At 69.0% G+C, this 21,296-nt stretch carries 20 protein-coding genes; 15 read left to right on the plus strand and 5 right to left on the minus strand.

The features are described from left to right. The first annotated feature begins 357 nt into the window (after positions 1–357). The 8 genes from glyQ to I6H87_RS04455 all read left to right on the plus strand — a co-directional run bounded on the left by glyQ (position 358) and on the right by I6H87_RS04455 (position 7,772). Complete coding sequence (gene glyQ, locus I6H87_RS04420) at positions 358–1,305, plus strand: glycine--tRNA ligase subunit alpha (protein WP_041687146.1); 948 nt, start codon at positions 358–360, stop codon at positions 1,303–1,305. Further along, complete coding sequence (locus I6H87_RS04425) at positions 1,302–1,931, plus strand: hypothetical protein (protein ID WP_010813867.1); 630 nt, start codon at positions 1,302–1,304, stop codon at positions 1,929–1,931. The genes glyQ and I6H87_RS04425 overlap by 4 nt, the downstream gene beginning before the upstream one ends. Positions 1,932–1,967: 36 nt before the next feature. Continuing rightward, positions 1,968–4,091, plus strand: a complete 2,124-nt coding sequence (gene glyS, locus I6H87_RS04430) for a glycine--tRNA ligase subunit beta (protein WP_011614554.1) — start codon at positions 1,968–1,970, stop codon at positions 4,089–4,091. A gap of 21 nt (positions 4,092–4,112) precedes the next feature. Beyond that, positions 4,113–4,700: a D-glycero-beta-D-manno-heptose 1,7-bisphosphate 7-phosphatase gene (gmhB, locus tag I6H87_RS04435; RefSeq protein ID WP_010813869.1), complete on the plus strand. Its 588-nt coding sequence runs from the start codon at positions 4,113–4,115 to the stop codon at positions 4,698–4,700. A 41-nt stretch (positions 4,701–4,741) separates the two neighbouring features. Next, entirely contained in the window at positions 4,742–5,506 is a 765-nt protein-coding gene (locus tag I6H87_RS04440; protein ID WP_011614553.1) for a lysophospholipid acyltransferase family protein, read from the plus strand. Beyond that, positions 5,503–6,363: a M48 family metallopeptidase gene (locus tag I6H87_RS04445; protein WP_010813871.1), complete on the plus strand. Its 861-nt coding sequence runs from the start codon at positions 5,503–5,505 to the stop codon at positions 6,361–6,363. Before I6H87_RS04440 ends, I6H87_RS04445 begins: the two co-directional genes overlap by 4 nt. A gap of 83 nt (positions 6,364–6,446) precedes the next feature. Next, positions 6,447–6,854, plus strand: a complete 408-nt coding sequence (gene gloA, locus I6H87_RS04450; RefSeq protein ID WP_010813872.1) for a lactoylglutathione lyase — start codon at positions 6,447–6,449, stop codon at positions 6,852–6,854. 12 nt (positions 6,855–6,866) lie between these two features. Beyond that, positions 6,867–7,772, plus strand: a complete 906-nt coding sequence (locus I6H87_RS04455) for a DMT family transporter (protein ID WP_011614552.1) — start codon at positions 6,867–6,869, stop codon at positions 7,770–7,772. Positions 7,773–7,824: 52 nt separating this feature from the next. On the opposite strand, the gene trpS is transcribed toward I6H87_RS04455, so the two are convergent. The 5 genes from trpS to I6H87_RS04480 are packed head-to-tail and all read right to left on the minus strand — an operon-like array spanning position 7,825 to position 14,835. Then, a complete protein-coding gene (trpS, locus tag I6H87_RS04460; RefSeq protein ID WP_010813874.1) occupies positions 7,825–8,859 on the minus strand; it encodes a tryptophan--tRNA ligase in 1,035 nt (344 codons plus the stop codon). Positions 8,860–8,915: 56 nt separating this feature from the next. After that, positions 8,916–9,758: a 16S rRNA (adenine(1518)-N(6)/adenine(1519)-N(6))-dimethyltransferase RsmA gene (gene rsmA / locus I6H87_RS04465; protein ID WP_010813875.1), complete on the minus strand. Its 843-nt coding sequence runs from the start codon at positions 9,756–9,758 to the stop codon at positions 8,916–8,918. Between the two features lie 17 nt (positions 9,759–9,775). Further along, positions 9,776–10,879 carry a 4-hydroxythreonine-4-phosphate dehydrogenase PdxA gene (pdxA, locus tag I6H87_RS04470; protein ID WP_011614551.1) on the minus strand — a complete coding sequence of 368 codons (1,104 nt, stop codon included), beginning with the start codon at positions 10,877–10,879 and terminating at the stop codon, positions 9,776–9,778. A gap of 29 nt (positions 10,880–10,908) precedes the next feature. Then, entirely contained in the window at positions 10,909–12,384 is a 1,476-nt protein-coding gene (locus I6H87_RS04475) for a peptidylprolyl isomerase (protein ID WP_011614550.1), read from the minus strand. Between the two features lie 9 nt (positions 12,385–12,393). Then, the gene (locus I6H87_RS04480; protein WP_011614549.1) at positions 12,394–14,835 is read right to left on the minus strand and encodes an LPS-assembly protein LptD; all 2,442 of its coding nucleotides are present in this window, start codon (positions 14,833–14,835) and stop codon (positions 12,394–12,396) included. Between the two features lie 216 nt (positions 14,836–15,051). Between I6H87_RS04480 and I6H87_RS04485 the strand changes: the two genes are divergently transcribed. The 7 genes from I6H87_RS04485 to I6H87_RS04515 all read left to right on the plus strand — a co-directional run bounded on the left by I6H87_RS04485 (position 15,052) and on the right by I6H87_RS04515 (position 21,162). Next, positions 15,052–16,086 carry an aminoglycoside phosphotransferase family protein gene (locus tag I6H87_RS04485; RefSeq protein WP_011614548.1) on the plus strand — a complete coding sequence of 345 codons (1,035 nt, stop codon included), beginning with the start codon at positions 15,052–15,054 and terminating at the stop codon, positions 16,084–16,086. Positions 16,087–16,090: 4 nt separating this feature from the next. Further along, the gene (locus I6H87_RS04490) at positions 16,091–16,894 is read left to right on the plus strand and encodes an AzlC family ABC transporter permease (protein WP_010813880.1); all 804 of its coding nucleotides are present in this window, start codon (positions 16,091–16,093) and stop codon (positions 16,892–16,894) included. Then, on the plus strand, positions 16,891–17,214 hold the full coding sequence (locus I6H87_RS04495; RefSeq protein WP_010813881.1) for an AzlD domain-containing protein: 324 nt from the start codon (positions 16,891–16,893) through the stop codon (positions 17,212–17,214). The genes I6H87_RS04490 and I6H87_RS04495 overlap by 4 nt, the downstream gene beginning before the upstream one ends. Then, positions 17,214–17,957 (plus strand): N-acetylmuramate alpha-1-phosphate uridylyltransferase MurU, encoded by a 744-nt coding sequence (gene murU, locus I6H87_RS04500; RefSeq protein WP_011614547.1) that lies wholly within the window; start codon positions 17,214–17,216, stop codon positions 17,955–17,957. Before I6H87_RS04495 ends, murU begins: the two co-directional genes overlap by 1 nt. Before the next feature lie 106 nt (positions 17,958–18,063). Next, positions 18,064–19,467 carry an aminopeptidase P N-terminal domain-containing protein gene (locus I6H87_RS04505; RefSeq protein WP_011614546.1) on the plus strand — a complete coding sequence of 468 codons (1,404 nt, stop codon included), beginning with the start codon at positions 18,064–18,066 and terminating at the stop codon, positions 19,465–19,467. Continuing rightward, positions 19,464–19,943, plus strand: a complete 480-nt coding sequence (locus I6H87_RS04510; protein ID WP_010813884.1) for a hypothetical protein — start codon at positions 19,464–19,466, stop codon at positions 19,941–19,943. The genes I6H87_RS04505 and I6H87_RS04510 overlap by 4 nt, the downstream gene beginning before the upstream one ends. Then, positions 19,924–21,162, plus strand: coding sequence for a UbiH/UbiF/VisC/COQ6 family ubiquinone biosynthesis hydroxylase (locus I6H87_RS04515; RefSeq protein WP_010813885.1), 1,239 nt, complete (start codon positions 19,924–19,926; stop codon positions 21,160–21,162). Before I6H87_RS04510 ends, I6H87_RS04515 begins: the two co-directional genes overlap by 20 nt. Positions 21,163–21,296 lie beyond the last annotated feature (134 nt).

Consider the following 21,296-nt stretch of genomic DNA (forward strand, 5'->3'; position numbering starts at 1 on the left):
GCTACTGCGGTGCCAGCCAGCAGCCGCCGTGCCCGCCATGCCGGCACGGACTGTCAATCGCAACGCTCTGAAACGGGTTGCTTACTCATACTGTATACAAAAACGTTATCGGCCAGCAGCGGCCAAACCTGAAATCCGCCTCGGTATTTTCCCGATGCGTTGCGTAGGACCGACATTGGCGGACATCCTCCACCATCGGTGCGTGACCTAGCCGGCCCCGCCAAACGGGGCGCCTCGCCAAAAAGCCGATAGAATTCAGGGTTTGGCAAAATCCGCATGCGCCGGCTCCGGCACGCGCCGCGCGGCCTGCATGCCGGGCGCCGCGACCGCGCCCGGGTGCCTCTACCTAGTCTTCATATGCTGACCTTCCAACAAATGATTCTGACCCTGCAGGCCTATTGGGACCGGCAGGGCTGCGCGCTGTTGCAACCCATCGATCTGGAGGTCGGCGCCGGCACATCCCACGTACACACCTTCCTGCGCGCGCTCGGCCCCGAGCCGTGGCGTGCCGCCTACGTGCAGCCGTCGCGCCGCCCCAAGGACGGCCGCTATGGCGAGAACCCCAACCGCCTGCAGCACTACTACCAGTACCAGGTGGTGCTCAAGCCCGCGCCGGAGAACATCCTGGAGCTGTACCTGGGCTCGCTCGAGGCGCTCGGCCTGGACCTGAAGCAGAACGACATCCGCTTCGTCGAGGACGACTGGGAGAACCCCACGCTGGGCGCCTGGGGCCTGGGCTGGGAAGTCTGGCTCAACGGCATGGAAGTGACGCAGTTCACCTACTTCCAGCAGGTGGGCGGGATCGACTGCAAGCCCATCACCGGCGAGATCACCTACGGCATCGAACGCCTGGCGATGTACCTGCAGAAGGTCGAGAACGTCTATGACCTGATCTGGACCGAGTGGGTCGAGAACGGCGAGACGCGCCGCCTGACCTATGGCGACGTGTACCACCAGAACGAAGTCGAGCAGTCGACCTACAACTTCGAGCACAGCAACACCGAGATCCTGTTCCGCCATTTCGCCGAGCACGAAGGCGAAGCCAAGCGGCTGATGGGCAACGGCGATGGCGCCGAGGAAGGCCAGGCCGCCGGCACGCGCCTGGCGCTGCCCGCCTACGAGCAGGTGCTCAAGGCCGCCCACACCTTCAACCTGCTGGACGCGCGCGGCGCGATCTCGGTGACCGAGCGCGCGGCGTATATCGGCCGCATCCGCCACCTGTCGCGCCAGGTGGCGCAGGCCTACTACGACTCGCGCGAGGCCCTCGGCTTCCCGATGTGCGGCAACGGCGGAGCCCGGGCATGACGCAACTGGCGCGCAGCGCGCTGTGCTGCGCCATGGCGATCGCCGCGCTCGCCGCCGCCGGCAATGCCATCGGCGCGCGCGCGCAGGCGGCACCCAGCGCGCAGGTGCTGATGCTGCCGGCCGAACTGAGCAATGTGTGCGAGGCCGATCCGCAGGCGCTGCAGCTGGCCATGGCGCGCCAATGGCGCCCGTCGCTGAACGCGCTCGACCAGTGGGCGCAGCTGGTGCGCTCGTTCTCGTGCGACCTGTCCGGCCAGCGCGACCTGGGGTGGCACCGCGTGCCGCTGCGCGCCTATGAAAGCGCGATCCGCTACCCGCTGACGTGGGTTGAGATGGAGACCCGCAACGGCCGCACCCGCCGCACGGTCAAGACTTACTATTCGGCGGCGCAGCTGCCGCCGAAGATCGATTTCTGGGTGGGCGGGCGCATCGACGAGATCCGCTACGACAAGCGCCTGCGCCGCATCGACGCACGCTTCCCGGCTGCAGGCAGCCGCGGCGGCAGCAACGGCGCGGCCAGCGCCGCGGCGGCCGCGCAATGCGCCTACACCACGCTGCAATTCCGGCAACAGAACGGCCTGTGGCTGCTGTCCGGAGTGGAACCTAATCTTTCGCCGCGCTGCTGACAAGCGGCGCGCGCTACAACCTGTTGGATACGATTCATGTCGCAACCCATGACCGACTCGCTGCTGATCGAACTGTTCACCGAAGAGCTGCCACCCAAGGCGCTGGCGCGCCTGGGCGACGCCTTCGCGCAGGGCCTGTTCGCCGGCCTGGGCGAGCGCGACCTGCTTGAGCCGGGCGCCACCGTGACGCCGTTCGCCACCCCGCGCCGCCTGGCCGCGCTGGTGTCGGGCGTGCGCCGCAGCGCGCCGGACCGCGAGCAGCGCGAGAAGGTCCTGCCGCTGTCGGTGGCGCTGGACGCCAACGGCGAGCCCACCGCGCCGCTGGCCAAGAAGCTGGCTGCGCTGGCCAAGTCGGTCGGCGTTGCCGAGATCGACTGGCAGTCGCTGGAGCGCGCCTCCGACGGCAAGGCCGAGGCCTTCTTCTACCGCTATACCGCGCGCGGCGCCGAACTGGCTGCCGCGGTGCAGGCAGCGCTGGAAGACACCATTGCGAAGCTGCCGATCCCCAAGGTCATGAGCTACCAGCGCCCGGACGGCAGCACCGTGCATTTCGTGCGCCCGGCGCACAGCCTGATCGCACTGTTCGGCGCCGAGATCCTGCCGGTGACGCTGCTGGGGCTGCAGGCCAGCAACCTGACCCAGGGCCACCGCTTCCTGTCGCATGGCGTGATCGAGATCGCGCATGCCAATGATTATGCGCAGCGGCTGGAATCCGCCGGCCACGTGGTCGCCAGCTACGCCGAGCGCCGCGAGCGCATGCGCGCCGCGCTGCTCAAGGAAGCCGGCGCCGACCAGGTGATCATGCCCGAGTCGCTGCTCGACGAAGTCAATTCGCTGGTGGAATGGCCGGTGGTCTATGCCTGCCATTTCGAGGAAGCCTTCCTGGCGGTGCCGCAGGAATGCCTGATCCTGACCATGCAGACCAACCAGAAGTACTTTGCGCTGACCGATGCCGACGGCCACCTGCGCAACCGCTTCCTGATCGTGTCGAACCTGGCCACCGAGACGCCGCAGTCGATCATCACCGGCAACGAGCGCGTGGTGCGCCCGCGCCTGGCCGATGCCAAGTTCTTCTTCGACCAGGACCGCAAGAAGACGCTGGCGTCGCGCGTGCCGCAGCTGGCCAGCGTGGTCTACCACAACAAGATCGGCACCCAGCTGGACCGCGTGCAGCGCCTGCAGCAGATCGCCGGCCATATCGCTGACGCCCTCAACGGCAGCGGCGTGCCGACCGACAAGGCCGCCGCGATGCGCGGCGCCGAACTGGCCAAGGCCGACCTGCTGACCGACATGGTCGGCGAGTTCCCCGAGCTGCAGGGCACCATGGGCACGTACTATGCCCGCCACGACGACGAAGCCGAAGACGTGGCACTGGCCTGCTCCGAACACTACCGTCCGCGCTTTGCCGGCGATGCGCTGCCCGCAGGCGCGGTCAGCACCGCCGTGGCGCTGGCCGACAAGCTCGAGACCCTGGTCGGGATCTGGGGCATCGGCCTGCAGCCCACCGGCGAGAAGGATCCGTTCGCACTGCGCCGCCATGCGCTGGGCATCCTGCGCATGCTGATCGAAAAGCCGCTGGCGTTGTCGCTGTCGTCGCTGCTGGCGCTGACGCAGCAGGCCTTTGCCGGCATCGCTGCAGTCAAGCCGGCACCCGACGCAATCGCCGACTTCCTGTACGACCGCGTGCGCGGCTACCTGAAGGACAAGGGCTACACCACCAACGAAGTCGAGGCCGTGGTCAGCCTGCGCCCGGACCAGCTGCACGACATCCTGGGCCGCATGGAAGCCGTGCGCACCTTTGCCGCGCTGCCCGAGGCCGAGGCCCTGGCCGCCGCCAACAAGCGCATCACCAACATCCTGCGCAAGAACACCGAGCCAGTCGGCGCGGTCGATCCGGCGCTGTTCCGGGAAGAGGCCGAAGGCGCGCTGCACGCCGCCATCGAGCGCGTGCGCCCGGCCGTGGAAGCCGCCTTCGCCAGCGGCGATTTCACCGCCGCGCTGCGCGACCTGGCCCAGCTGCGCGATGCCGTCGACCGCTTCTTCAATGATGTGATGGTGATGGCCGAGGATGCGCAGCTGCGCGCCAACCGCCTGGCGCTGCTGGCTTCGCTGCACGCGATGGCCAACCGCGTGGCCGACATCTCCAAGCTGGCCGCCTGATCTCAGCCACCGGAGCCGCACATGCCGCAGACGCCGCCCAAGTTTGTCATCCTGGACCGCGACGGGGTGGTCAACCTCGACAGCGACCAGTTCATCAAGACGCCCGATGAATGGGTGCCGATCGACGGCAGCCTGGAGGCCATCGCCGCGCTGAACCAGGCCGGCTACCGCGTGGTCCTCGCCAGCAACCAGTCCGGCATCGGCCGCGGGCTGTTCGAGATGAGCGCGCTCAACGCCATGCACGAGAAGATGCACACGTTGCTCGCGCGCCTGGGCGGGCGCGTCGACGCGGTGTTCTTCTGCCCCCATACCGCCGCGGACGGCTGCGACTGCCGCAAGCCCAAGCCCGGCATGCTGGAGCAGATCAGCGAGCGCTTCGGCATCGAGCTCCGCGGCGTGCCCATCGTTGGCGATTCGCTGCGCGACCTGGAAGCCGGCGTGGCGGTCGGTTGCGCGCCGCACCTGGTACGCAGCGGCAAGGGCCAGAAGACCCTCGACCAGGGCGCCCTGCCGCCGGGCACGCAAGTGCACGACGACCTGCTCGCGTTTGCGCGCTGGCTGACCGGCAACGGCGGCGCACAGCGCCCACCCACTCATAGCGCCGGCTGACCGCCCGCATCCATTCCCTATTCGCACCCCCGCCCCCCCGCATGACGTTTCTCCGTTCCCTGTTGTTTGCGCTGTACCTGCTGGTGCTGACGCCGCCGTACGCTTGCGCCTGCTTCCTGGTGTTCCCGTTCATGAATGCCGACCAGCGCTTCCGCTTCGTGCGCGGCTGGCCCCTGCTGGTGATCTGGGCCGCGCGCGGCATCTGCGGCATCCAGTACCGCATTGAAGGCCATGAGCATATGGACGTGATGCTCGACAAGCCGGTGGTGCTGCTGTCCAAGCACCAGTCAGCCTGGGAAACCGTGGCCTACGTGGCGCTGATGCCCAAGCCGCTGTGCTTCGTGTTCAAGCGCGAGCTGCTGCTGGTGCCGTTCTTCGGCTGGGCGCTGGGCATGCTGAAGATGGTCCATATCAACCGCAAGGAAGGCACCCGCGCCTTCGCCTCGGCCGCGCGTCAGGGCCGCGAGCGGCTGGCCGAAGGCGCCTGGATCATCATGTTCCCGGAAGGCACGCGCACGCCTTCGGGCCTGGAGAAGGCGCGCTACAAGAGCGGCGGTGCGCGCCTGGCGGTGGAAACCGGCGCCTGGGTGCTGCCGATGGCGGTCAACTCGGGCCGGGTGTGGCCGCGCAATTCGTTCCTGAAGCACCCGGGCATGGTGACGATCTCGGTTGGCCCGGCGATCGCCTCGGCCAACAAGACCGCGGACCAGCTCAACCAGGAGGTGGCGGAATGGATCGAGCGCGATATGCGCCGCATCGATCCGCAGAGCTACCGGAGCGCGGCCCCGGGCGGGCCCGCCGCATGAAGCTGCTGCGACCCGCCACCGACGCCGACGGCGCGCAGCTGGAGCTGCCGCTGGCGGAGTCCGCCCAGGCGCCGCAGCCTGCGGCCCCGCCTGCGCCGGAGCCGCCGCAGCAGCCCGCCTGGCCGGTGCCGCAACCCAATGCACGCCTGCTGCGTATCGGCGAACGGCCGCTGCACTACACGCTCAAGCGCTCGGCGCGCCGCACCATCGGCTTCACCATCGACGACCGCGGCCTGTCGATCACGGCGCCGCGCTGGGTCACGCTGGCGGACATCGAGTCGGCCATCCTAGAAAAACAGCGCTGGATCTTCAACAAGCTGGGCGAGTGGCGCCACCGCGAGTCGCGCCGCATCCTGCCCACGGTGCAATGGCGCGACGGCGCCAGCCTGCCCTTCCTGGGGCAGCCGCTGACGCTGTCGCTGGAGTCGCCGCTCGGCGCGCTGCTGTTCGATGCCGACCGTCGCGTGCTGCACCTGGCGCTGCCGGGCCATGCCGACGAGCAGCAGATCAAGGACCGCGTGCAGGGCTGGCTGCAGCAGCAGGCGCGCCGGCTGCTGGCCGAGCGCCTCGATATCTACGCCGACAAGCTGGGCGTGCGCCACACCGGCTTTGCGCTGACCTCGGCTGCCACGCGCTGGGGCAGCTGCACCGCCGACGGCAAGATCCGGCTGAACTGGCGCCTGATGCATTTCCCGCTGTCGATGATCGACTATGTCGCCGCGCACGAGCTGGCGCACCTGAAGGAAATGAACCACGGCCCGCGCTTCTGGCAGACCGTGGAATCGATCTTCCCCGAGTTCCGCGATGCGCGCGCGCAACTGCGGGCACACCCGCCCGAGCTGTTGCCGACTTTCTGAGCGGGCGGGAGCGGGCCGGTACGTTTCGGCCAAACGCACTAAAATGGCGCCTTCCTATACCTAAAACTGTTGAAGGCCCTCAAATGCGACTCCTCCACACCATGCTGCGCGTCGGCGACATGCAGCGCTCCATCGATTTCTATACCCGCGTGCTCGGCATGCAGCTGCTGCGCCAGAGCGACAACCCTGAGTACAAGTACCGCCTCGCCTTCGTCGGCTACGGCCCCGAGAGCGAGACCGCGGTGCTGGAGCTGACCTACAACTACGGCGTCGACCAGTATGACCTGGGCACGGCCTACGGCCATATCGCGCTGGAGACCGACGATGCCGCGGCCGCCTGCGAGCGCATCCGCGCCGCCGGCGGCAAGGTCACGCGCGAAGCCGGCCCGGTCAAGGGCGGCACCACCGTGATCGCCTTTGTCGAAGACCCGGACGGCTACAAGATCGAACTGATCGAGCGCCATTCGACCCGCGACGCCAGGCGTCCCTGACGGACGCTGGCGATGAGCACGCAAGCCCTGACCCGGCAGCCGCTCGACGGCATCGCCGTGGGCCTGATGGTGGTGCTGTGCGCCGCCTGGGGCCTGCAGCAGGTGGTGATCAAGGTCACCGCGCCGCTGATGGGCGCGGTGCTGCAGGCCGGCGTGCGCTCGGCGGTGGCGGCGTTGCTGGTGTTCGGCTTTGCCGCCTGGCGCGGCACGCCGCTGTGGCGGCGCGACGGCACGCTGAACGCCGGCTTGCTGGCCGGGCTGCTGTTCGGCGCGGAGTTCTTCTGCATCTTCGTCGGGCTGGGACACACCACGGCCTCGCGCATGGCGGTGTTCCTGTACACCGCACCGATCTTCACCGCGCTGGGCCTGCATTTCGTGGTGCCGGGCGAGCGCTTGCACAGGGGGCAATGGCTGGGCGTGGCGCTCGCGTTCGCGGGCATGGCGCTGGCCTTTGCCGATGGCATTGCCGCGCCGTCGGCGCAGGGCAGCACGCTGCCGGGCGATGCGCTTGGCATCCTCGCCGGCGCACTGTGGGCCGCCACCACCTTGGTGGTGCGCGCCAGCCCGCTGGCCAGCGCCCCGGCCAGCAAGACCCTGCTGTACCAGTTGGCGGTGTCCGCGGTGATGCTGCTGGCGATGGCGGTGGCCGCCGGCCAGACCGCAACCGTGCAGATCGACGGGGTGGTGCTGGCGAGCCTGTTCTACCAGTCAGTGCTGATCGCGTTTGCCAGCTACCTGACCTGGTTCTGGCTGCTGCGGCGCTACCTGGCGTCGCGGCTGTCGGTATTTTCCTTCCTGACGCCGCTGTTCGGGGTCGCCTTCGGCGTCGTGCTGATGCACGACGCGGTGGGCCCGCGCTTTGCCGTGGCGGCACTCCTGGTGCTGGCCGGCATCGTGCTGGTCAATCGCCGCGCCTGAGCGGCGCGGCAAGCGCAATACTGCGGCGGCCGGAGCCGCCCCTGCCTGACGCTCAGCGGCGTGCCTCGAACGAGAACATGCCGAGCGCGTCGCGCACTTCGTCCAGCGTCTGCTGGGTCAGTGCGCGTGCCTTCGCGGTGCCCTGGCGCAGGATGTCGAACACATAGTCCGGATCCTTGGCCAGTTCTTCGCGGCGCGCGCGGATCGGGGCCAGCATGTCCTGCAGGATGCCCTCGACGCGGCGCTTGAGCACCATGTCGCCCAGGCCGCCCTTCCGGTAGTGCTCCTTCAGCGCCTTGACTTCCTCGGTGTTGGGGTCGAACGCATCCAGGTAGGTGAACACCACGTTGCCCTCGACCTGGCCCGGGTCCGACACGCGCAGGTGGTTGGGGTCGGTGTACATGCTGTGCACCGCAGCCTTGATCTGCTCGGGCGAAGCCCCCAGCGCGATCGCGTTGCCCAGCGACTTGCTCATCTTGGCCTTGCCGTCGACGCCAGGCAGGCGGCCGAACTCGGGGATCAGGGCCTTGCATTCGGGCAGCACTTCGCGGCCGACCTGGTGGTTGATGCGGCGCACGATCTCGTTGGTCTGCTCGATCAGCGGCGCCTGGTCTTCGCCCACCGGCACCACGTGGGCCTTGAAGGCAGTGATGTCCGCGGCCTGCGATGCCGGGTAGCACAGGAAGCCGGCCGGGATGTCGCGGCCAAAGCCACGCGCCTGGATCTCTTCCTTGATGGTCGGGTTGCGCTCGAGCCGCGCCACCGTGACGAAGTTCAGGTACATCAGCGTCAGCTCGGCCAGCGCCGGCAGGTGCGACTGCACGGTGATGGTGGTCTTGGCCGGGTCGATGCCCACGGCCAGGTAGTCCAGCGCCACTTCCAGCACGTTGCGGCGCACCTTGTCGGGATCGTGCGCGTTGTCGGTCATGGCCTGGGTGTCGGCCAGCAGCACGTATTGCTCATGCGTGTCCTGCAGCGTCACGCGGCTCTTCAGCGAGCCGACATAGTGGCCAAGGTGCAGCGGGCCGGTGGGACGGTCGCCGGTCAGGATCACGGGACGCCGGTTGGTTTGGGTCTGGGCTGTCATGGGACGGTCTTGCACGAAATAGTCGCGGGAAATTCGGGAATCGGGATGCGCGGGCCTCAGGCGGCCTGTCCGGCCCGGCCGGATGGCGTACCACCGAGGCGCCGGGCCAGTTCGACATATTCGCCGACGGGCACTTCCTCGGCGCGGCGGCCGAGGTCGAAGCCCATCGCATCGAAGTCGACCTGGTCGCGCAGGAACGAGAGCGTGTTGCGCAGCACCTTGCGCCGCTGCGAGAACGCTGCAGTGACCACGTCGCCCAGCACGGTGATGTCGCAATCGGCATGCGGCGAACGCAGCCGGCCGTCGCTGTGGCGCGGCCACGGGATCATGCGGACCACGGCGGAATCGACCTTGGGCGGCGGATTGAAGGCGCCCGGCGGTACGTCCAGCACGTGTTCCATGTAGTAGCGCACCTGCAGCATGATCGAGAGCCGGCCGAAGGCCTTACTGCCGGGTTCGGCCACCATGCGCTCCACCACCTCTTTCTGCAGCATGAAGTGCTGGTCGCGCACGTGGTCGGCGAAATCCATCAGGTGGAACAGCAGCGGGCTGGAGATGTTGTACGGCAGGTTGCCGACGATGCGCAGCGGGCGGCCGGGCACGGCGAGCTTGTCGAAATCGAACGCCAGCGCATCGCCGGCGTGGACCTGCAGGCGCTCGCCATAGCGGCGGCGCAGGCGCTCGACCAGATCGCGATCCAGCTCAACCACCTGCATCTGCGGGATCCGTTCGAGCAGCGGGTCGGTCAGCGCGCCCAGGCCGGGGCCGATCTCGACCAGCACGTCGTCGGCCTGCGGGCTGATGGCATTGACGATGCCGTGGATGATGGTGTCGTCGACCAGGAAGTTCTGCCCGAATCGTTTGCGGGCCACATGGCCCTGGTGCACGTTTGAACGCATGGGTTATTCGTCCAGCTTCAGCATGGCGGCTGCAGGCCGGAATGGGTGTGGCCAGGATGGCTGCCCGTGGCACCGTTGCTGCCAGGGCGCCGGCCATTGGCGTGGCCGGCCATGGTGACCGCACTGCGGATGGCCTCGATCATGCTGCCGTGTTCGGCCTGGCCGGTGCCGGCAAGGTCGAGCGCGGTGCCATGGTCCACCGAGGTGCGGATAAAGGGCAGCCCCAGCGTGATATTCACGCCGTGGCCGAAGGTGCCGTATTTCAGTGGCGCCAGCCCCTGGTCATGGTACATCGCCAGCACGCAGTCGGCATCGCGCAGGTGGCGCGGCTGGAACAGCGTGTCGGCCGGAAAGGGTCCGCGCGCGTCGATGCCGGCATCTTTGGCCTGCGCCAGCGCGGGCGTGATGATGTCGATCTCTTCGCGGCCCATATGGCCGCTTTCGCCGGCGTGCGGGTTCAGGCCCGTGACCAGGATGCGCGGCCGCGAGATGCCGAAGTAGCGGCGCAGGTCGGCATCGATGATCGACAGCGTCTGCACCAGCAGCGGCACCGACAGCGCATCGGGCACCGCGCGCAGCGGCAGGTGGGTGGTGGCCAGCGCCACGCGCAGCATGGCGCCGTCGTGCGCGGGCTGCGGACCGGCCAGCATCATCACCACGCGCGGCACGCGGGCGCTCTCGGCCAGGTATTCGGTATGGCCGGTGAAGGGGACGCCGGCGTCGTTGATGGTGCTCTTCTGCACCGGCGCCGTGATCATTGCGGCATACCGGGGCGCGGCCTTGCCGCGCGCGCGGCAGCCGCGGATGGCGGCATCGAGCAGCTTCAGCACATAGGGGCCGTTGCGCGCGTCGAGCCGCCCGGCCTCGCACGCGACCGCCAGCGGGATGTCCTCGACCACCACGTCGCCGTCGGCAATGCGCCGCTCCCAGGCGTGCGTGGCGCCCAGCGCCGCGGCGCGATCGGCCAGCAGGCGGGCATCGCCCAGCACATGGAAGCGGTATTGCCCGCCGCCGACGCCATTGTTGGCGCCCGCCAGCTGCAGCAACGCCCCGATGGTGATATCGGGACCGATGCCGGCGGGTTCTCCGGTCGAGATGGCAAGGGCTAGCGGGTCGGGCATGTCAGGTCAGCGGATCGGGGACCGGCGCTTCAGCGCTGCCGGTTGACCCGGTACTCCACGTACGCCTGCGAGCGCAGCTGGCGCACCCAGTCATCATAGGCTGCGCGCAGCTTCTGTTCGCGGACTTCGGCACGGGCGAAGTCGCGCTGCTTCTCGGGCGACATCTCGGTCTCGCGCCGGTTGAGCACCTGGATCAGGTGCACGCCGAACTGCGTGACCACCGGCTCCGAGATCTCGTTCGGGCGCAGGCGGCTCATCGCCTGCTCGAACTCGGGCACCAGCTCGCCCGGCGAGACCCAGCCGAGGTCGCCGCCGTTCTGCGCCGAGCCGTCCTGCGAGAAACGCTTGGCCGCGTCGGCAAAATCGCCGCCGTGGGTTATGCGGTCGCGCAGCGTGCTGAGCTGGCGGCGCGCCTCGGCTTCGGGCATGTTGGGGCCGGTGCGGATCAGGATGTGGCGCACCTGGGTCTGGGTGATCTTCGAGGCCGCGGCCGGGCTGGATGCCGGCGCCGCGCGCTTGGCCACCAGCTTGACCACATGGAAGCCCGCCGCGCTTTCCACCACCTGCGGCGCCACCCCGCCAGCCTGCAGGTCGACCACGGCGTTGGCGAACAGTGCCGGCAGGCGGCCGATCTCGCGGAAGCCCATCGCGCCGCCCTGGGCCGCCTCGGGGCCCTCGGAATTGGCCTGCGCCAGCTGCGCGAAGTCGGCACCGCCCTGGGCCTGCTTGAGCAGCCCTTCGGCCTTGGCGCGCTGCGCCTGCTTCTGTGCGTCCGAGGCATTCTCGGGCACGCGCACGAGGATCTGCGCCACGTTGTATTCGGTCGGGCCGCTGGCGGCGCCCTGGCCGCCGCGCGCCGCCAGGTAGTTGTCGATCTCGCCGTCGTAGACCTGCACCTTGGAATCGACCTCGCGCTCGCGCAGGCGGATCACCTGTACCTGCTTGCGCAGTTCCTCGCGGTACTTGGTCCAGGTCATGCCACTGGCCTCGACGCGGCGGCGCAGCTCGGTCGCGTTCAGCCGGTTCTGCTGTGCCACCGATTCGATGGCGCGGTCGATTTCCTGGTCGGTCACGCGGATGCCGGCCTCCTGTGCGGCCTGGGTCTGCACGCGCTCCATTACGAGGCGCTCGAGCACCTCGCCCAGCAGGTCGGCGCGCGCGGGCACCGGGCGGCCGGCGGCACGCAGCTGGCCTTCGATCTCGTCGGCACGGTCGAGCAGCTCGCGCCGCGTGATCACGCTGTTGTTGACGACTGCCACCACTTCGTCGACCAGTTGCGAACGCTTCTGGCCGCCGGCCTGGGGCACGCCCAGCTTGGGCTGGCTCGACGGCGTCGCGACGTCAGACGCCTGCGGCACGAAGATGCCACTGGAGCGCGGCGCCGTCCCGGGCGCCTTGAGCTGCGCGGCAGCCGGCACCGTCATGGCGGCCAGCACGGCCGGCAGCAGCAAGCGATGCCAGGACGTCAGGAGAAAGGAAAACACGGCGAATTCTTGACGTTTCATCGTAATCCGTCATTCATAGTGATCGAACTGGGTCGTCGGCACCGGCTTGGCCGACACGGGCTCATAGCCGGGCACGTTCAGGCGCAGGATGTTCAACGGGTTGGAACCGATCTTGGAAAGGCCACGGAACTCCACCTGCAGGAAGACCCGCCCGGTGTAGCCTTGCGTGGTGTTGCGGAAGCGCTGGTAGACCACGCGGCCGACCCAGCAGTCGGCGGCGTACTCGACGCCGGCCAGCGCATCGACCATCTGGCTTGCGGCCAGGTCGAAGGCAAAGCGTGCGATGCCGTAGGCACGGCGCGTGATCGGCCACTGGCTTGACACCTCGAACTGGTCGATCGCGGTGTTGTCGGTCACCGAGGTCGGGCGGCGGTAGCGGTAGCCTGCGTTAATCACCTTGCGCGACTCGGGCCGGTAAGAGACCGCCACGTTGCCGTAGTTGATCCGGTCGCTGTCCGGGTTGTACTGCACCCCCGCGTCCAGGTAATAGCCGCGGAACATCTGGATGGTGGTGGCCGCCAGCAGATCCGAGAAACCCGCCTTGGGATCCGCCAGCGTGCCGTTGATCTGCACGCGCTGGCCGGTGAAGTCGTAGCGCTGCGCGATGGTGCCGCGGAAGCGCTCGATTCCGGTGTCGGCTTCGATCAGGCGCGTGGTCAGGCCGCCGGTCAGCTTGTTGTTGTCGGCGACGCGGTCGTAGCCGGTGAACGGGTTCTCGCTGAAGATCTGCCCGTAGCCGAAGTCGGACTGCACCGTGTCGAACAGCGGGAACTGGCTCTGGTCGCGGAACGGGGTGTACACGTAGAACAGGCGCGGCTCCAGCGTCTGCACATAGTTCACGCCGAAGAGGCGGCTGACCGTCGGTGCCTCGCGCTCGAATGTCATGCCCGAGTCCAGGCTCATGGTCGGCAGCACGCGCGAGAAATTATTCTGCACCGTAGGCGTGTTGGAGGCCGCCTCCATCTGGTACTGGGTCGCGTTGAAGGTGACCTTCGGCGTCACGTACCAGCCCGCCCGTACGATCGGGTAGCTGATGCTCGGCTGGATAAACATGCGCTCGCCCTGCGGCTGCTGGAAGCCGGTGGACGTCAGCGGAATGCGGAAGCGCGTGTAGTCCGCTTCCACCTGCACGTCGAAGCCGCCCAGGTCATAGCGGATGTACTTGCCGTTGAGCTGCGGCACGCGCTCGTACGACGGCTCGCTTGGGCGCAGCGTCTGGAACTTCTGCACCCGGGCCAGGAACGTGAAATCCTGCCAGTTATAAGTAACGCCGCCTTCCTGCGTGTACTGGCGCAGCGTCGATTGCGACACGCTGCGGTTGAAATCGTCCGGGTACTGGTCGTCCGATACCCGGTTCACATTCAGGTAGGCATTGAGACCCTTGGCCAGGTTCTGGTTATGCTGGATCGAGTAGGCCCAGCGGTTCGAATTGGTCTTCTTGTCGTCCGGCAGGAACTCGGCGCGCAGGCGCCCGTTGTAGCCCTGGCCCAGATAACGGTATTCGCCGCCGAGCTGCAGGCCGCGCTCCGTCATCAGCCGCGGATAGATGGTCAGGTCGCGGTTCGGCGCGATATTGACGTAGTATGGCGTGGTCAGGTCGAAGCCCGAACGCGAGCCGTAGCCCATCAGCGGCGGCAGGAAACCGCTGCGGCGGTCGTCGTTCAGCGGAAAGCTGAACGCCGGCGCCGCAGCAATCGGCACGCCGAAGAAATTCAGCACGCCGCCGTAGGCCACGCCCACCTGGCGGTCGTTGTCCAGGTCGATCCGGTTCGCGCTGAAATACCAGTCGGCGTTGTCCGGCGAACAGGTGGTGTATGACGCGTGCCTGGCGGTGCTGCGGTCCTTGTCCAGGAAGTCGATGCGCTCGGCCTTGCCCGAGCCGCCGGTCTGCTGGAAATAATAGTCCGGCGACAGCATATAGCCTTCGTTGGCCTCGACCTTCATCCGCGCCTCGGGACCGACCGCCAGCGTGCCGCTGCGCGACATGCGCACATTGCCCTGAGCAAAGGCTTCGTCGGTGTCCTGGTCGTAGGTCAGCTTGTCGCCCTTGATCGCACCGCCGTCACGGCGCAGCTCGGCATGGCCTTCCAGCTCGACGCCGCGCTCGCTGTAGCCGGTCATGCGGTCGGCCTCGATAAAGGTCGGGGCGTCGGAGCCGGCGTCAGACTGTTTGCCGGGTTCGGCAAGCCGCGGCACCAGTTCGCCGGATTCCACCGGAAGCGGCGGCGCTTTCGGCGCGGCTTCGAACACCGGCTCGACCTGGTCGAGATCGGGGATCGCCGAACCGGACATCTGCGCGTGTGCGCCGGCCGACAGGCTGGCCATGGCCAGCACCAGCGGCCGCAGTGCGCCCGCGTGCAGGCCGCCGGCGCGCCTGGCTCGGGCAGGAACGCTGGTTGGGGCAGGCGAAGGCAAGGCCCTGTTGTTCGGTGATCGTCGTTGTTCGGTCATTCGCACGGGTTGTCAGTCTCGGCGTCGGCTGCGGCCCGCCTGCAAGCCGCCAGCCCCCGCCGGAGCAGGCTGCGGGGCACCGAATGGCCCCACCCGGGGGCCGCCCGGCGCCCGGGTCTGGTCGGGTATTATACGGGGCAACCTAGGGTCGCCTTCCCGCTTACTTTCGGTTTCATTTACGTTTCCACTCTGCGCCCGTTCCCCACACGTATCTGTATGGCAGCTCTCCCCCACGACCCGCGCCTGGACCAGCTCAAGGCCTGGGTATCCGGACTTGGCCCGACTTGGTCCGCCGATCCCGATTCCTGCGCCCCCGCCTCGGCCGACGCCAGCTTCCGGCGCTATTTCCGCGTCAGCACCGGCCATCCGGCGCATCCCACCGCCATCGTGATGGACGCCCCGCCGGCGCACGAGGACTGCCGCCCGTTCATCCACGTATGCGGGCTGTTCGGCGCGGCCGGCGTGACCGTGCCGACCGTGCTGGCGCAGGACCTGGAGCAGGGTTTCCTGCTGCTGGCCGACCTTGGCAACCAGACCTACCTGTCGCGGCTCGATGACTCCACCGCCCACGCCATGTACGCCGACGCGGCCGCCGCGCTGGTCCGCATCCAGGCCGCCACCCGCCCCGGCGAACTGCCGGCCTACGACCGCGCGCTGCTGCAGCGCGAGCTCGACCTGTTCCCGCAGTGGTATGTGGCCAGGCACCTGGGCGCCACTCTGACCGAGGCCCAGCAGGCGGACCTGCGCGAAGTGACTGAAGCGCTACTCACCAATATCCTTGCGCAGCCGCAGGTCTACGTGCACCGCGATTTCCACTCGCGCAACCTGATGGTGCTCGATGGCGGCGCCAACCCGGGCGTGCTCGACTTCCAGGACGCGGTGATCGGCCCGATCACCTACGACGCGGTCTCGCTATGGCGCGACGCCTATATCGAATGGGACGAGGAGCAGCAGCTGGACTGGCTGATCCGCTACTGGGAGCGCGCGCGCAAGGCCGGCCTGCCGGTCAGCGCCGACTTTGGCGAGTTCTATCGCGATTTTGAGTGGATGGGCCTGCAGCGCCACCTCAAGGTGCTGGGCATCTTTGCCCGCCTGTACCACCGCGACGGCAAGGACGGCTACCTCGCCAACCTGCCGCTGGTGATGAAGTACACCCGCCAGGTGGCCGGCCGCTACACCGAACTGCGCAAGCTGATCCGGCTACTGGACGCGCTCGAAGGCGTGGCCAGCCCGGCCGGCTACACGTTCTGACGCCGTGCCCGACAACCAGCCCGTTCTGCGCGACCACCGCGCGCCCGCCATCACCGCCGCCGGCGAATGGCTGGCCGGCGCGCGCGCGCTCGCGCCGATGCTGCTGGGCGTGGTGCCGTTCGGCCTGATCTACGGCGTGCTGGCCGTCGGCGCCGGCATGCCGGCGTGGCTGGCCTGCGCGATGAGCGTGGTCGTGTTCGGCGGCGCCTCGCAGATGATCCTGACCCAGTTGTGGACCGCCGGCACCCCGGCAGTGGTGATCACGCTGACGGTGGCCATGGTCAACCTGCGCCATGCGCTGTATTCCGCCACCATCGCGCCCACGCTCGCGCACCTGCCGCGGCGCTGGAAGGCGCTGATCGCCTACCTGCTGACCGACGAAGCCTTTGCCGCGATGACGCACCGGCTTGGCGACAGCGGCCCGCGCGCCCGCTACCGCCACTGGTACTACTTCGGCGGCGGCTTCGCGCTGTGGGCCAGCTGGCAGCTGTCGACGCTGGCCGGCGTGCTGGTCGGCGCCCAGGTGCCGCGCGACTGGCCGCTCGACTTCTTCCTGCCGCTGACCTTCATCGGCATCATCGTGCCGGGCCTGAAGCACCGCTCGCACGTGGCCGCGGCGCTGGCCGCCAGCGTGCTGGCGGTGGCCTGCTACAGCCTGCCGCACAAGCTCGGGCTGATGGTGGCGGCGCTCGGCGGCATTGCCGTGGGCATGCTGCTGCTGGGCCGCGGCAACCGCCCCGGGCAACGCCCGGCCAGCCGTGGCGCCGATGCCACGCCAGGCGGAACAGCCGGCAAGGAGGCCGCATGAGTGCGATGACCCTGCTGTGGGTCTTCCTTGCCGCGGGCCTGGCAACCTTCCTGATCCGCCTGTCGTTCATCGCCGTGGAAGGCCGCGTGCGGCTGCCGTCGTGGTTCCGCACCGCGCTGCAGTTCGTGCCGGCAGCGATGCTGTCGGCGCTGATCGCCCCTGACCTGCTGATGCAGCATGGCGAGCTTGCCCTCACCCCCGCCAACGCGCGGCTGGTGGCCGGCGTGGTGGCCATCCTGATCGCCGCTCGAACCCGCAGCGTGGGCTGGACCATCGCCGGTGGCATGGCCGCGCTGCTTGCCCTGGAGGCTCTGTTCTGATGAAGGCCATGATCTTCGCCGCCGGCCGCGGCGACCGCATGCGTCCGTTGACCGATACCTGCCCCAAGCCGCTGCTGGCGGTGGGCGGCAAGCCACTGATCGTCTGGAAGATCGAGGCGCTGGCGCGTGCCGGCCTGCGCGACATCGTCATCAACCATGCCTGGCTGGGCGGACAGATCGAAGCCGCGCTGGGAGACGGCAGCCGTTTTGGCGTACGGCTGGCCTATTCTGCCGAGGGCACTGCGCTGGAAACCGCCGGTGGCATCGCACAGGCCCTGCCGCTGCTGTCCGCGCACCCGGAGCGCGGCGAGATCTTCCTGGCCGTGTCGGGCGACATTTTCTGCGACTACGACTTCCGCAGGCTGTTGCCTCGCGCGCACGACATGGCCGGCGCGCCCGCCCCGCGCATGCACCTGGTGATGGTGCCCAACCCGGACTTTCACCCGAACGGCGACTTCACCTTGCAACCGAACGGGCTGCTGACGCTCGACGGGACACTGGCCAACGGTGGCGAACGGCTGACATTCGGCAATATCGGCCTGTACGACACGCGCCTCTTCACCGCCATCGAACCTGGCACCAAAATGCCGATGACACCCTACTACTGGGAGGCCATCGAGGCCGGCGCCGCTACCGGCGAACGCTTCGACGGGCGCTGGGAGAACGTGGGCACGCCGGCGCAGCTGGCCGAGCTGGATGCGGCGCTTGCGACAGCAGCGCCTGTGGCGGCGCACGGGCGCTAGGTCGACTGACTGGGCGGGGGCTGGCAAGGCGCCCGGACGATCCCGCGGCCAGCGAGGCGCCAGCGGCGGTAGAATCGCCCTGATCCTCCTCATCCCAGGCCCTACCATGTCCTCACCCGACAACGCCCTCCTCGCCGCCTGCCGCGACCGCCGCGCCCGTGTGCTGCAGCACCTGCGCGCCGGCGGCGGCGGTGTGGCGATCCTGCCCACGGCGCCGGAAGCCATGCGCAACCGCGACAGCGACTACCCGTACCGGCACGACAGCTATTTCTATTACCTGAGCGGCTTTACCGAGCCCGAGGCCGTGCTGGTGCTGGTGGCCGGCGCGCCGGGCGACCCCGCCGATGCCGACCGCAGCATCCTGTTCTGCCGCCCCAAGCATGAAGAGCGCGAGATCTGGGACGGTTTCCGTTTCGGCCCGGATGGCGCGCGCGCCGTGTTCGGCTTCGATGAAGCGCATTCGGTCGAAGAGATCGACGCCGCGCTGCCGCCGCTGCTGGCCAACCGCGCGCAGATTGCCTACCCGCTGGCCGACTCGACCCGCACCGACGTGCAGATGCGGCGCTGGATGGACGCCGTGCGCATGCAGGGCCGCGCCGGGGTCGCCGCGCCGTCGGTTGCGCTCGACATCCGCACCGTGCTCGACGAAATGCGCCTGTTCAAGGATGCCGGCGAGCTGGCCACCATGCGCCGCGCGGCGCAGATCTCCGCCGGCGCCCATGTACGGGCCATGCAGGCCACCCGTGCCGGACTGCGTGAATACCACCTGGAGGCGGAACTGCTCTATGAGTTCCGCCGCCATGGCGCGCAGAGCGTGGCCTATAACTCGATCGTCGCGGCCGGCCCCAACGCCTGCGTGCTGCACTACCGCGCCGGCCCCGCCGAACTGAGGGACGGCGACCTCTGCCTGATCGATGCCGGCTGCGAGTTCGACGGCTACGCCTCGGACATCACCCGCACCTTCCCGGTCTCGGGCCGCTTCTCGCCGGCGCAGCGAGAGCTGTACGACCTGGTGGTGGCCGCGCAGGACGCCGCCATCGCCGAGACCCGCGCCGGCGTGCCCTACAACGTGCCGCATGACGCCGCCGTGCGCGTGCTGGCGCAGGGCATGCTCGATACCGGCCTGCTCGACCGCAACAAGGAAGGCACGCTCGACGACGTGCTCGCCAGCGGCAGCTACCGCCGCTTCTACATGCACCGCACCGGCCACTGGCTTGGCATGGATGTCCATGACGTGGGCGAATACCGCGTGGCCAGCCACGGCGGCGAAGGCGAGCGCCCGTGGCGGCCGCTGCAGCCGGGCATGGTGCTGACCATCGAGCCCGGCATCTATGTGCGCCCGGCCGAGGACGTGCCCGAGCGCTACTGGCATATCGGCATCCGCATCGAGGACGACGCCGTGGTCACCGACGGCGACTGCGAGCTGATCACGCGCGGCGTGCCGGTGCTGGCCGACGAGATCGAGGCGCTGATGCGCGATAACGCCAATGCTGCCGGAGGTCTGCGATGATCGGCTGGCTGCGCAGGATCTTTCCGGGCCAGGCCCGCAGCGGCAGCAATGCTGGCAGCGACCGCCGGCCCGATCCGTCCGAACCCTTCATCATCAACCTGTACGACGACCGCGTGGTGGTGCACCGCCCCGACGGCCAGCGCGAGGAAGTCGCCTGGGACACGCTCGAGCGCGTGGTGGTCCGGGTGTCCGACCGCGCGCCCTGGGCCGGCACGGCCTGGCTGATCCTGATCGGCACGCCCGATTCGGGCCAGGGCTGCGTGGCGCCGCTGAATGCCGCCAACCATGGTGCACTGCTTGAGCAGCTGCGCGCACTGCCGGGTTTCAACCACCAGAAGCTCGAGAACGCGCTGCGCGACGCCGCGGCCGGCAAATCGCGCTCGGATGCGATCTGCTGGAAGCGCGATGCGGCAGCACCAACGGAGGCGGATGCGGGTCATGCAGGAGGCAGCGACGATGCCGGCCGCGCAGCCTGATTTCCAAAGCCTGCGCGATATCGCCATCGTCGGCGGCGGCCCGGTCGGGCTGGCGCTGGCCTGCCAGTTGCTCCGCACTACCAGCTGGCGCCTGACACTGGTCGATGCCGCCACGCCGGCGCGCGCCGCGCGCGATCCGCGCGCGATCGCGCTGTCGCATGGCAGCCGCCAGCTGCTGGAGCAGATCGGCGCCTGGCCGGTGCCCGGCAGCCCGATCGAGCATATCCATGTCTCGCAGCGCGGCCGCTTCGGCCATGTGCGGCTGCACCATGACGACTACGGCGTGCCGGCGCTCGGTTACGTGGTCCGCTACGGCGACTTGTGCGAGGCACTGGAGCGCGCGCTCGCCCATGCCGCGCAGGCGGCGGGCGAAGGCCGGCTGCAGCGTGTGTTCGAGACCCGCATCGACCAGATCGCACAGGATCCTGCGCCGAGCGCCGCGGACGATCCCGATGCCGGCGCCGTGCAACTGGCCGGCACCGGCCACGACGGCCAGGTGGCACACCTGGCCGCGCGCCTGGTGGTGCAGGCCGAGGGCGGGCTGTTCCACCAGCAGGCCGCCCACCAGGGCCGCGGCGCGCGCACGCGCGACTACCGCCAGACCGCGGTGATCGCCCATGTGACCTGCTCGCGCCCGCAGCCGGGCTGGGCCTGGGAGCGCTTTACCGACGAAGGCCCGCTGGCGCTGCTGCCGCACGAGGAGCATGGCGTGCCGGGCTATGCGCTGGTGTGGTGCTGCCCGCCGGACCAGGCCGCGCGGCGCATCGCGCTGCCGGAAGCGGAGTTCGCGGCGGAACTGGGCCGGGCCTTTGGCGACCGCATGGGCCATTTCACGCTGGCCGGCAAGCGCCATGCCTTCCCGCTCGGCCTGAATGCGGCCCCGGTGACCGTCAACGGCCGCGTGGCGGCGGTCGGCAATGCCGCGCAAACGCTGCACCCGGTGGCCGGACAGGGACTCAACCTGGGCTTGCGCGACGCCTTCGCGCTGGCCGATTCGCTGCGCAGCGCCTGCACGCCGCAGGCGCTGCAAGCCTTCGCCAGCCGCCACCGGCTCGACCGCGCCGTCACCATCGGCGTGACCGACCTGCTGCCACGTGTGTTCGGCATCGCCTACCCCCTGGCCGCGCACGCGCGGGGCGCGTCGCTGGCCGTGCTGGCCTGCCTGCCGCCGCTGCGGCATGCGCTGGCGCGCCACATGATGTTCGGGATGCGTCGCTGACCCCGCCAGTGGCGCAAGCGCCACGCGCATGGCGGCGTTTGCGCCACGGCCCCTGCCCGGTTGCGCTCCGGATGCTCAAATCTTGGGCAATGGCGATGGTTTGGCGGTAGAATCCTGCCCTCGCACATGTCCCG

It is taken from the genome of Cupriavidus necator, from assembly GCF_016127575.1.
GTDB classification, from domain to species: domain Bacteria; phylum Pseudomonadota; class Gammaproteobacteria; order Burkholderiales; family Burkholderiaceae; genus Cupriavidus; species Cupriavidus necator_D.